Origin of the sequence: Actinoplanes lutulentus, assembly GCF_003259845.1 — a bacterium.
Lineage (GTDB): Bacteria > Actinomycetota > Actinomycetes > Mycobacteriales > Micromonosporaceae > Actinoplanes > Actinoplanes lutulentus.
This window is the reverse complement of sequence record NZ_QLMJ01000001.1, coordinates 406,575-418,642: the sequence shown is the minus strand read 5'-3', so window position 1 is coordinate 418,642 and position 12,068 is coordinate 406,575. Positions and strand designations below refer to the sequence as shown.

The window sequence follows — 12,068 nt, the reverse complement described above, 5'->3', positions numbered from 1 at the left end:
AGGGGGCGGTGTGACCAGCACCATCGTCGTCGCGACAACAGCACAGTTCACCGTCTCCCTGCCAGCAAGATGCGACCGTACCTTTATCACCGGGTGACAAAATCCGGGGATGGAAACACCGTGGTTACGCTTGTCCGTTGATCTCGCGCCGGCGATGCGTCCCCGGCTGCCCGCCACGGTCCAGGCGATCGCGGACACCGCGGCCACCGCGTTGCAGGGTGACGGCGGCGCGAAGTTCGAGCGCGACGTGCGGACCGCCGTGCAGGTCGCGCTGGACCGGTTCCTGGACCTGGCCGGCACCGCCGAGCCGGCGCTGCCGCCGGGGATCCGGGAGGTCTTCGTGGCGCTGGGCGCCGCCGAGGCCCGGGAGAACCGCGGGCCGGAGATGCTGCTCGGCGCGCTGCGCACCGCGGCCCGGCTGATGCTGCGGACCGCGTCCGAGTCCCTCGCGGCGCTGCGCCCGATCACTGTTGACGAGCTGATCGACCTGACCGACGCGACCAGCGCCTATGTCGACGAGCTCGCCGCGGCCTGCACCGACGGCCTGGCCCGGCAGTTGCGCGAGCAGGCCGGCGAGGGTGACCGCCGCCGCCGGCAGATGGCCGACCTGCTGCTGCGCGGCGGTGCGCCGCCGGACCTGGCCCGGGACGCGGCGGCCGGCATCGGCTGGCTCAGCCTCGACCTGGTCGTCCCGGTGCTGCTGCCGCCGGACCAGGCCCGCGACGCCCGGTTCCGGTTCGGCGCCGACGGCGTGGTCGCCGAGCGCGGCCGCGACGCGATCCTGCTGCTGCGGGCCGGGCCGCGCGCCGAGCGGGCCGCCCTCACCGAGGCGTTGCGCGGCCGGGAGGCGGTGGTCGGCCCGGCCCTGGCCTGGTCCGAGACCCCGGAGGCGGTCCGCCTCGCCGAACGCACCGCTGAGCTGGTCAAACCCGTGCCCGACGCCGACCCGGTCTTCGCCGCCGACCACTTCGCGGCACTCGCGCTGCGGGGGGAGACCGGCGCGCTCGCCGTGCTCGCGGCGCGCCGCCTCGCGCCCCTCGCGGGGCTCAAGGCCGGCCAGCGCGACCAGCTTCTGGTCACCCTGGAGAGCTGGTTACGCCATTGGGGATCGCGTACGGCAGTGGCCGCCGAGCTGTTCGTGCACCCACAGACCGTCAGCTACCGGTTGAACCGTCTCCGGGACCTGCTCGGCGACGATCTGGACGATCCCGACACGCGGTTCGAGCTGCTGCTGGTGCTTGCGCGTCGTTGATCTGCCAGAAAACGGTCGGACACTGCTCTATCGTCTCCAAAATGGATAATTCCGTTCTTGTGGTCGGTGGTGGGATCGCCGGCCTCGCACTGGCCCGGGCACTCCGCGAGCGGGACATCCCGGTGGAGATCGCCGAGCGTGCCGTCCCCGGCGCCGGCGCCGGCACGGCGGGGCTGGCGATCAACCTGCCGGGTAACGCCATCACCGCGCTGACCGCCCTCGGCGTCGGCGACGGCCTGCGGAAACTGGGCCGGCCCACCCGCCGCCGTGAATACCGCTCCACCCGGGGCCGGCTGCTCTTCACCATCGACGAGGAGGAGTTCTGGGGTGCGGACGCGCAGCCGCGGTGCGTACGAAGGAAAGATCTCCTGGCGCTCCTCGGCGACGGCCTGGATGATGCGCGGCGCTCGCCCGCGTCCGTGCGTGGGGTGCGCCCGGCGCGAGCCGGCGCCGAAGCGGCCTTCGACACCGACGAGATGCAGACGTACGCGTTCGTCGCCGGCGCCGACGGCGTCCGCTCGGTCGTCCGCGGAAGCGTCTTCGGCGGCGGGAGCACCCGGGAGTCGCTGCTCAGCGCCGCCAGCTGGCGGTTCATGGCACCCAACCCGGGCGTCGACTGCTGGACGGTCTGGTCCGGCGACGGCGGCGCCTTCCTGCTCATCCCGGTCGACGAGCACGAGGTGTACGGGTACGCGTCCGGTATCCGCGGCGGCCCGATCGGCGCCGAGCCGTCCTGGCTGCACGAGACGTTCCGCGACTACCCCGACCCGGTCCGCGCCGTCCTCGCGCACATCGAGAAGGACCCGGCCACGCTGTACCACTCGCCGATCGAAGAGGTACGCGCCACGTCCTGGGCGTCCGGCCGCTGCGTGCTCGTCGGCGACGCGGCCCACGCCACCGCGCCGGTCTGGGCGCAGGGCGCGGCCCTGGCCGTCGAGGACGCGCTGGTCCTGGCGAACGTGCTGGCCGGCGGCGACTGGGACACGGCCGGCGCGCGGTACGAGGCGAAACGCCGTGCCCGGGTGACCCACGTGCAGACCGCGACCGACCGGTTCGCCAAGGCGGCCGGCCTGCCGACCTGGCTGCGCAACCCGCTGATGCCGATCGTCGGCCCCCGCGTCTACCGGGGCGCGTACGAATCCCTGCGAACCGTTGACCTCAAGTGAGGCCGATTTGACGGATAAGTTCAGGTTGGCGGAATAGTTACCGACAAGCGTTGGGGTGGTGGAGGAGGATTGCCTTGAGCGCTGGTCGGGAGCAGGAGCGCGGCGGTTCTTTCGGTGTGCCCTCCTCGGACGCCTCCGACCTCGCCGCGACCCGATGGATGCGCGGCGCCTTCGCCAGCTTCTACATCATCCTCGCGATCACCAACTTCGTCATGCTCGACGGGTACGCGCGGATCTCCACGACCGTGCTCGCCGCCCTGACCGCCGGGCTGCTCGTCATCGCGGCGATCCCGCTGCCGCGTCGCTGGGGACAACCCGACTGGGGCGACCACCTCGGTTACGTGCCCGTCCTCGACGGGGTGGCCCAGGTCGCGATCACCGGGCAGATCCACTACACGACCACGCTGATGCTCACACTGGTCGGGATAGCGGTCGTGCTGCGGTATCGCCGGACGTTCCTGGCCGCGACCACCCTCGGCTGCGCCGGCTGGCTGGCCGGTGTGGTCTGGGTGCCCGAGCTGCGTGACGACGAGCTCGGGTACTGGGCCGTGCAGCTCGGGATCTCGGCGCTGGTCGCGGTGATCCTCAACGAGGCGCTGCGCCGGCGGCAGCGGCAGCTGCGCAACGCCCGGGACGAGATCTCCGCGGTCGCCGACCGGTTCGGCAGCCTGTTCCACGCCTCGCCGTCCGGCGTCGCCGTCGTCGACGAGCAGGGTGTGATCGTCGCCGTGAACCAGGCCTTCTGCGATCTGGTGGGCCGGTCGGCCGAAGAGCTGGTCGGCTCCGACTGCCTGGCGTACCGGCCGGGTGGGGACTCCGCCGAGCAGCGTTTCGAGCGGCCGGACGGCACCGTTCGCTGGGTCTGGTCGACCGTCGGCCGCAGCACCACCTGGACCCTGATCCAGCTCCAGGACGTCACCGACCGGCACCTCGCCGAGCAGGCCGTCCGCGACTCGGACCGGCTGCTCGCCGCGGTCTCGCTCGCCGCCCGGCGGATCCGTACCGGCGAGGACGCCCGCAACACGATCATCGGCGCGATCCGGGACCTCGCCGAGGCGGACAACGTCAGCCTGATGGAACCGAGCGCCGGGGCGCTCTTCGTCACCGGCGCGCTCGGCGCCCACGTGCTCGGCACCCGGATCCCGCTCGACGACACCTCGATGACGGCCCGCGTCTTCGGCGACGGGCAGCCGGTCTTCCTCGCCGACGCGACCGCCGACCCGAGGGTCTCCCCGGCCCTGCTGAAGATGGTCGAGGGCCGGTCGATGCTGTGGCAGCCGGTGATCGCCGACGGTGTCGTGCTCGCCGTCCTGGTGGTCGGCTGGCGCAGCCGCGTCGCGTCGGTCAGCGACCACCGGGCCCGTGCGGTCGCCATGCTCGCCGACGAGACGGCCCTCGCCATGGAACACGAGCGGCTGCTGCGCCGCCTCGAACAGATGGCGTTCACCGACACCCTGACCGGCCTGCCCAACCGCCGGGCCTGGCAGGAGCAGCTGGCGACACTGTTCGCCCAGGGCCGCACGATCACCGTGGCGATCGCCGACCTGGACCGGTTCAAGCGGTACAACGACACCCACGGGCACGTGGCCGGCGACGAGCTGCTGCAGCGCGCGGCGGTGGCCTTCGCCGGTGAGCTGCACGGCGACGACGTGATCGCCCGGTGGGGTGGCGAGGAGTTCGTCATCGCCCTGCACGGCGCGGCCGCTTTCGCGACCTTGGAAAGGGTCCGGCTAGCGACGCCGGACGACGAGACATGCAGCATTGGGTACGCGGTATGGGACGGCGTGGAGTCGGCGGAACAACTGCTGGAACGTGCCGACGAGGCGCTGTACGCCGCCAAGAACGGCGGCCGCAACGTGGTGCAGGCGGCACCGGAGCCGGCGACCGTGCCATCCTGAGTCGTTCTTGGCCTCCGTATTGACGTCTGTCGCTGTCATGGGCAGGCTCCGAAGATGGACAACGACCTGCCGGAGTACCCGTTCGCGCAGCCCGCGGCCCTGGAGCCGCCCCCGCAGTGGTCCGAGCTCCGCGCCGGATGCCCCGTGGCTTCGGTACGCCTGGCGAGCGGCGACCAGGCGTTGCTGCTGACCCGGTACGCCGACGTGCGGCAGGTTCTCAGCGACCCCCGGTTCACCCGGCAGCTCGACGCCGACGGCGCGGCTCGGGTCACCGCGCAGGAGTCGGGCGGGGTGTTCGGCGCCGAGCAGTCGAGCATGACGCCGACCGGCGAGGCACACCAGCGATGGCGGCGACTGGTCGGCCGCTGGTTCACCGTGAAGCGGATGACCGCGATGGAACCGCGGATCGCGGCGATGGCCGAGCGGCTGATCTCCGATTTCGGGCCCGGCCCGGTCGACCTGGTCAAGGCGTTCGCGTTCCCGCTGCCGGTCTGGGTCATCTGCGACATGCTCGGTGTCCCGGACAGCGACCGGGACCGGTTCGCGTACTGGTCGGACACGATGCTCAGCCTCACCCGGTACGGCCAGGCGGAGATCGACGCCTCGCAGCTGGAGTTCGGCGAATATCTCTGGGCGCACATCGAGGCCACCCGGGCGAACCCGGGCGACGACCTGATCAGCGACCTCGTGACGAACGACGAGCTGTCCACGCTGGAGCTGCTCGGTACCGCGCAGGGTCTGCTGATCGCCGGCCACGAGACCACGGCCAACATGATCGGCAAGATGGTGGCGATGCTGCTGGCCGACCGGTCGCGCTGGGAACGGGTGCTGGGTGATCGGGCGCTGGTGCGTACCGCCGTCGAGGAGGCGCTGCGGTTCGACGCCAACCCGGGGTTCGGCATGCCGCGGTACATCACCGAGGACATCGAGGTGAGCGGCGTGAAACTGGCCGCCGGGACCACCGTGATCAACAGTATGGCCGCGGCCAACCGGGACGAGTCGGCGTTCGAGCACGCCGATGACATGGATCTGGCACGGCGGCCCAACCCGCATCTGGCTTTCGGGGCGGGTCCGCATTCGTGTATCGGGCAGGCTCTTGCGCGTACCGAAATGCAGGTGGCGCTGACCGCCCTGCTGGACCGGCTCCCGGGTTTGCGCCTCGATGGTCCCGCGGAGGAGTTGCCGCGCCGGGAAGGTCTGATCGTCGGTGGCCTGGAGCGGGTCATGGTCCGCTGGTGATATTGCGTTGTGCGGACTGACCGAGGTTTGTCATCCTCTGTGTGGCCCCGGCGGTTTCAGAAGCGAGTCCTTTCGCAACGGACGCATTGGCGCTCAAACCACGCTCGTCCGGCTGCCTTCTAGGCGACCGATCCTTCACATCGGATCCGCTGCGGGGCCACCCTAAGCTTTTTGATATCCCATTATGAGGTGAAAAATGTCCACCAACCGCGAGGTGATCATCCGCAGTGGATTCCGTGGTCTGAAGTACGTCGACGGCCGGTTCGAGCAGGTGCTGGAAGCGGGCCGTTACGAGCTGCCGCGCCGGCGTGCCCTGGGCCGTCGTGTGCCCCGTGTCGACATCGCCCTGGTCGACCTGCGCGAGCGCGAGCTCAACATCAAGGGCCAGGAGATCCTGACGGCCGACAAGGTCGCGGTCCGGGTCAACATCATCACTCACTTCCGGGTCACCGACCCGGTCGCCGCCGTGGAGCGGGTCGCCGATTACGCCGACCGCGTCTACAGCGACGTGCAGCTCGCCGCCCGCCGGTCGCTGGCGTCCATGTCGCTCGAAGCGATCCTGACCAACCGCAACCAGCTCAGCGAGGACATCCTGCGCGACGTCGAGGGCGTCTCCGCCGGGTACGGCGTGGAGATCATCCGTGCGGACGTGAAGGACCTGGTCTTCCCCGGCAACCTGCAGGACGTGATGAACCGGGTTCTCACGGCCCAGCGGCTGGCCGAGGCGCAGATGGTCGAGGCACGCACCCGTGCCGAGCGGGAGGCTCTGGAGGCGACGTCGCGGGCGGAGACCACCCGGCGCACCGCGGAGGCCGACGCCACGGCGAAGCGGATCCGCGCCGACGCCGAGGTCGACGCGCTGCGCCGGCTCGCTGAGGCCGCTGAGGCGTACGCACAGCACCCGGCCCTGCTCCGGCTGCGCGAGCTGGAGACGCTGGGCGCGCTCGGTGCGAACGCGGAGGCCCGGCTGTACATCGGTTTCGACAAGCACGTCTCGCTGTCTGAGGCGCCATAACATCGGTGTGATGGTCAGTCCGTGATCTACCGCGTCCCCGCCGCCGATGGATAGCGTCCGACCAGAACGGCAGCGGCGATCGTCGCGACCGTTTCTGATCGGTCGCGTGGCCACCGTCGCGCACCGAGTCCCCTACGCACGGGCCGGCCACGGCGCACCCACCGTGGCCGCCTGCGCGGGGTTTGACAGACTCTTCCCTCATGGGGTTGTTCACGCTTGTGCAGGCCCGCTCCGAGCTGACGCGGCTGCGCCCGGTGCTGGACGAGATCGTGGCCGTCCGCGCCGACCTGGTCGAGCTCACGGCCGCGCTGGCACCTGAAGGCGCGCCCACCGACCTGGGCGGACTGCCGGAGCGTAAGGGCGCGGAGGCCCGGCTCAACGAGCTGATGACCGCGGTCCAGGAGACGGGCGCCGAGCTCAAGGGCGTAGCGCCGCTGCTTGTCGACTTCCCCGCGGATCTGGACGGTGTGCCGGTGCTGCTCTGCTGGCTCGAAGGCGACACCGACCTCACGTGGTATCACCGCGCCGACCTGGGCTTCGCAGGCCGCCGCCGACTCCCTGACTGATTTCGACCCCCGGCGTTGTCTTTCCGGGGACTGCTCTCCGGCTCTGCGGTACCGGTGCCGGGAGTGACGCTGAGGCGGCCCGTTGAGGGGGCCGCCCCAGGGCGAGTCACTTCTTCTTGGACTTCTTGTCCTTCTTCTTGTCCTTCTTCGACTTCTTCGCCATGAGATGCCTCCCCTCGCCGGTGAGTGCTTGCTAACCCTCTGTTAACCGTAGGTCCACTCGGGTGCCATGTCACTGTCGGCAAGATGAACTAGCTGTGGGTAATGACATCTTCAGGTCAACGCCGCTGACCTGCTATCACGCGCGTTATAGCGTCCCGCGGCCGTCTCCAAAAGACACGCCAGAGAGCATTCCGCACCGGCCGCTGGCCGCAGCACGCCGACCTTGTGAGTTTGTGGCTGCCGTAGCGCCCCAAACCCACAAGATCCACCAGCCCCAACCCAGCACCAGCGCGAGTGCGAGTGCCAGCGGGAGTGCCGGTGCCGGCGTGGGGCAGTGGCTCCCGTGGCACTACCTCTTGTTAACGGCGGATCTTGAGCGACTTTGCACACCCGACGGTGCAATATCGCTCAAGATTCGGTGGGCGCTCGTTTGTGGCTGGTGCTGCGGCTGCTCGACGTTCGCCGCTCTGCGGATCGATAGCGGGTTCGGGCGGCGCGGCGGCTCTCGCTGCGAGGCGTCGTTCCGATCCTGTGCGGTTCGGCCGTCCGATCGACCACAAACTCACAAGTTTGCCGGGAAACCCGTCGCAAGCTAACGAGTTGCCGGGAAACCCGCGGTGGCGTGTCGATTTCGGGTTCAATCCGCACCCGAAGTCGACACACAAGTCCGGGACCGCTGGTTCGTGTCGAGTTGGGGTGCATTCCGAACCCGAAGTCGACACACAAGCCCGGGCCCGCTGGTCCGTGTCGAGTTGGGGTGCATTCCGAACCCGAAGTCGACACACAAGCCCGGGCCCGCTGGTCCGTGTCGAGTTGGGGTGCGCTCCGCACCCGAAGTCGACACGCAGCGGCTTGGGGCCACGTCGTGGCGGATTGGGCGCAGCAGGCGGAAAGCCGAGTCCGGCCCGGCGCTGAAAGCCACTCCTGAACCAGCACTGCGTGCCTCGCCGTCACCACGGGCGGCAGCGCTTGGCCGTCAGCCCGCCTGCAGCTCCGGCCCGCACGCAGCTGCAGGCCCGGCCGGCAACCCCTCTACGGGATGTCGATGATGTCTCGGCCCAGGGGCCACAGGGCGGCCGGTACCAGCTTGAAATTGGCGATGCCGAACGGGATGCCGATGATGGTGAGGCACTGGGCGATGCCCGCCGTGATGTGGCCGAGGGCCAGCCACCACCCGAACAGGACAAGCCAGAGGATGTTCGCCAGGCCGGACGCCACCCCCGCACCCGGGTCGTCGACGATGGTGCGGCCGAACGGCCACGCCGAGTAAACCGCCAGCCGCAGTGACGCCACGCCGAACGGGATCGTGACGATCAGGATGAAGCTGATGAGGGCGGCCAGCGCGTAGGCCAGCGCCAGCGCCCAGCCGAAGAAGATGAACCAGAGCACGTTGAGGATCAAGCGGATCACCTCTACAGCGTGACGCACCCGCGCCACCCTTTGTCGTTTGCTGCCCGCCTCATAGGGTGTGTCCGGATCATCGCGCCTCGAGGAGACACCGCCGTTCATGTTCCGAAAGCCCGTCACCCGGCAGTGCGCGGTTCTGGTCAGCGCCCCCTGGTTCAACGTCGTCTCGTTCACGGTCATCATGGTCAACGCCGTGACGCTGGGACTGGAGACATACCCCGCGGTGGTCGCGGCCGCCGGCCCGCTCCTGCATTCCATTGAGTACGCCTGCGTCGCGCTCTTCACCATCGAACTGCTCGTGCGATTCGGGATGCACGCCGAGCACCCGTCCGGTTTCTTCCGCGACGGGTGGAACCTGTTCGACCTCGCCGTGATCGTGGCACCGCTGCTGCCCGGCGTCCGGGAGAACGTGACGCTGCTCCGGTTGCTGCGCCTGGCCCGGATCGTCCGGACGTTCCGGCTGTTCCCGAGCCTGCGGGTGATCCTGGTCGGCATCCGGCACAGCCTGCCGGGACTCGGCAGCTTCCTGCTGGTGACGGCCCTTCTTCTGTACGGCTACGCGATCCTCGGCTGGATGATGTTCGACGAGGCGTACCCGGAGAAGTACGGCACCGTCGGACAGGCCATGCTGACGCTGTTCCTGCTGCTGTCGCTGGACGGCATCACCGACATCCTGCAGGCCGGCCGGGAGGTCACCGAGTGGGCGGTCCTGTACTACGTGTCGTACATGGTGGCGGCCTGCTACCTGCTGACGAACCTGCTGGTCGGTGTGGTGCTGACGGCTCTGCAGGAGGCGCACGAGACGGAACGGGCGGCCCGGGTGAAACCGGAGCCGATCAACCCGGAGCAGGCGTCGGTGGAACGGAACCTCGCCGAGCTGCGTTCCGCCCTGGAGGCGCTGGAACGACAGCTCGGCGAGAGAGCCGTGACAAAGGTCCCGGAACAGACCCGGCAGTAAAGGCGGTAAGAAGAAGGATCAGTAACCCACCCGGAACGTCGCGTCCTGCTTCGCGGCCGCCGCCGACGAACTGGTGATCGGGTCGATCCGCAGCACGTACCCCGAATGCCGCAGATAGCGATCCGGGAAGTTGTGCGACCGGAACGACGTCCAGCTCGAATCGGCCCATCCGGCGACCCGGTGGAACGTGGCGTCACCGGCGAACGTGCTGGTCCCGTCGTTGGCGGCCAGCACGATCGCGTAGTTCGAGTGCCGCAGGTACCGGTCCGGGTAGTTGACCGACCGGAACGACACCCCGGCCGAGTCGGCCAGGCCCGGAACCAGGGTCCACATCTGATCCTGGTACGGGTCGAACGGGTACGTGTCGATCCGCCCGACGCTGTTCGCGTGCCGGATGTAGCGGTCCGGATAGTTGTAGGACTTGATCCGGTTCCAGGCGGGCGTACCCCAGCGGGTGGTCAGCGCGGACATCTCAGCCGCCGTGATCGGGGTGATGCCGAGGTGCTTGGAGTTCAGCGGCTGGGTGTAGAGCCGATCGTTGAGCAGCGACCACGATCCACCGGCGACGTTCGTGGACTGCCAGCAGAAGAACCGGCCGTTCGGGCTCCAGGTGTCGCCCCACATCTGCCACGTCTCGGCCGTGTTCGACTTGACGATCTGCGGCGCCTCGACGCCCCGGCCCGGCGTGATCGCACCGGTGTAGACACTGAAGCTGCCGGGGTTGAACGAGCTGGAACGCGTACCCAAGAGGGTGCTGTTGGTGTTGTTCTTGTAGTACATGTAGTTCACGCCGCTGACGGTCACGAAGTTGCCGTCGATGGCGTCGTAACCGGGGTCGAAGAACACCTGGCCGGTCGTGGCGGTGACGAAATCGGTGGTGTAACTGACCATCAGCACGTTGCGGCCGCCGACCACCGACGAGTACACCACCGCGTATTGGCTCCGCGCCGGGTCCCAGACCGCCTCCGGCGCCCAGGCGTGGGTCGCCAGCGAGTGCACCTTCAGCAGCCGGTAACCGGTGAACGTGCGCAGGTCGGGGGAGTCCCAGACGTGCAGATACTGACTTTGGTACGCCCAGTCGGTGCCGTTCAGGTCGGTCGCGATGACCACGAATCCGCCGGTCTGCTTGCGCAGGATGAACGGGTCACGCAGCCCGCCGCTGCCGAGCGTCGGCGTGGCGACCGGGGCGTTCTGGTTCAGCGGAGTCCAGTTCAGCCCGTCGCCGCTGACCGCCAGATGCACGCGGTAACTGGCGCCGGCCATCGTCGGCGACTCGGTGAAGTACGCCATGGCGTACCCGGAATAGGTCGCGGCCTTGGCCGCGCCGGGCAGAATGAGCGCCCCGGCGGTCGCGCCTCCGACAGCCGCGAGAAGATCGCGGCGTTTCACTTCGCGGTCGCTGTTCCGTGGCGGCAGCCGGAGCAGCCGACGGCGCTCAGACCGGTCCAGGTGTTGAGGTCGGAGCTGGTCGCGGTCCAGACGCCACCGTTGGTGTACTTGTCGACGTAGATGCGCCAGCGGCCGTCGTCGAGCTTGACCAGCGACGGACCCTCGTAACCGGAGGCCCAGAGGTTGCCCCGGTTGATCCAGCCCTCGTACAGGTTGGCCGTGGTGGTCCAGTGCTCGATGTACTTGGTGGTCTCGTTCTTGGTGAACGCGTGCCAGGTGCTGCCGGACTTCACGACGAACGTGTCGATGTGGTTGGTGCCCAGGCCCCACATCTGCGACGGCCCGCTCCAGCTGGTCAGCGCGGTGTTCTGCGCCGTGTAGACGTACGGCCGGAAGCACCAGGCGCAGGCGGTGGACGCCACGCTCGTGATGACCCGGACGACGCCGTTCTCGACGTAGAACTCCGGGGCCCAGGTGTAGTTGGCCCCCGAGATGCCGGCCGGGATGCTGGTGACGTTGGTCCAGGACGTCAGGTTGGTGCTGGTCGCGATGTTGAAGTAGGTGGAGTTCGTGGTCCAGGACTGCACCGTGTACGCGATGTAGTAGCGCCCGTTGTACTTCAGGATGCTCGGGTCGCGCAGCACACCGGTCGGCCCGCGGAAGTTGGTGTCGGACAGGACGCTGTACGACGTGCCGCCGTTCGTCGACTGGTAGACCCAGAGCTCCTGGTCGGCGGCGCCGTCACCCTTGAAGGTGGCGTAGATCAGGGTGGTGGCGGCGCTGGCGGGCTGCGGTGCGATGAGGGCGCCGAGAACTAGCGCGAGAAAGGCAGTCAGAAGTCTCATGTGAGCCTCCGATGGGGGGAGCGAGCGTTAACAGCTCAGAGGACGAGTGCCTGGCCCGCGGCGTGGACGGCGACGAGGGCAGCGAAAGCGGCAAGCGCCGCTACAGACATCAGACGTACGAGTTTCCAGGGCATCGGGGGAGTCCCATCGTCTCGTGTTTCGTCCATGTTA

Annotated in this window: 10 protein-coding genes; 7 read left to right on the top strand and 3 right to left on the bottom strand. The window is 69.0% G+C overall.

The window, feature by feature from the left end:
* Window positions 1–130 precede the first annotated feature (130 nt).
* From B0I29_RS01715 to B0I29_RS01690, 6 genes are all read left to right on the top strand, one after another.
* On the top strand, window positions 131–1,252 hold the full coding sequence (locus B0I29_RS01715; protein ID WP_245972126.1) for a PucR family transcriptional regulator: 1,122 nt from the start codon (window positions 131–133) through the stop codon (window positions 1,250–1,252).
* A gap of 41 nt (window positions 1,253–1,293) precedes the next feature.
* Window positions 1,294–2,418 (top strand): FAD-dependent monooxygenase, encoded by a 1,125-nt coding sequence (locus B0I29_RS01710; RefSeq protein ID WP_111647001.1) that lies wholly within the window; start codon window positions 1,294–1,296, stop codon window positions 2,416–2,418.
* Window positions 2,419–2,492: 74 nt separating this feature from the next.
* Window positions 2,493–4,316, top strand: a complete 1,824-nt coding sequence (locus B0I29_RS01705; protein WP_245972125.1) for a sensor domain-containing diguanylate cyclase — start codon at window positions 2,493–2,495, stop codon at window positions 4,314–4,316.
* Between the two features lie 54 nt (window positions 4,317–4,370).
* Window positions 4,371–5,555, top strand: coding sequence for a cytochrome P450 (locus B0I29_RS01700; RefSeq protein WP_111647000.1), 1,185 nt, complete (start codon window positions 4,371–4,373; stop codon window positions 5,553–5,555).
* A gap of 196 nt (window positions 5,556–5,751) precedes the next feature.
* Window positions 5,752–6,570: a slipin family protein gene (locus B0I29_RS01695; protein WP_111646999.1), complete on the top strand. Its 819-nt coding sequence runs from the start codon at window positions 5,752–5,754 to the stop codon at window positions 6,568–6,570.
* 200 nt (window positions 6,571–6,770) lie between these two features.
* Window positions 6,771–7,136, top strand: coding sequence for a DUF2203 domain-containing protein (locus B0I29_RS01690; protein WP_111646998.1), 366 nt, complete (start codon window positions 6,771–6,773; stop codon window positions 7,134–7,136).
* 1,194 nt (window positions 7,137–8,330) lie between these two features.
* Here the strand turns inward: B0I29_RS01690 and B0I29_RS01685 are convergent.
* The gene (locus tag B0I29_RS01685) at window positions 8,331–8,708 is read right to left on the bottom strand and encodes a YccF domain-containing protein (protein WP_181557671.1); all 378 of its coding nucleotides are present in this window, start codon (window positions 8,706–8,708) and stop codon (window positions 8,331–8,333) included.
* Window positions 8,709–8,805: 97 nt separating this feature from the next.
* On the opposite strand from B0I29_RS01685, the gene B0I29_RS01680 reads away from it, so the two are divergent.
* On the top strand, window positions 8,806–9,663 hold the full coding sequence (locus B0I29_RS01680) for an ion transporter (RefSeq protein ID WP_111646996.1): 858 nt from the start codon (window positions 8,806–8,808) through the stop codon (window positions 9,661–9,663).
* 18 nt (window positions 9,664–9,681) lie between these two features.
* Here B0I29_RS01680 and B0I29_RS01675 read toward each other — a convergent pair whose 3' ends face one another.
* Window positions 9,682–11,052, bottom strand: coding sequence for a glycoside hydrolase family 43 protein (locus B0I29_RS01675; RefSeq protein ID WP_220091258.1), 1,371 nt, complete (start codon window positions 11,050–11,052; stop codon window positions 9,682–9,684).
* Window positions 11,049–11,897, bottom strand: coding sequence for a family 43 glycosylhydrolase (locus B0I29_RS01670; protein ID WP_111646995.1), 849 nt, complete (start codon window positions 11,895–11,897; stop codon window positions 11,049–11,051). Before B0I29_RS01670 ends, B0I29_RS01675 begins: the two co-directional genes overlap by 4 nt.
* Window positions 11,898–12,068: the final 171 nt, after the last annotated feature.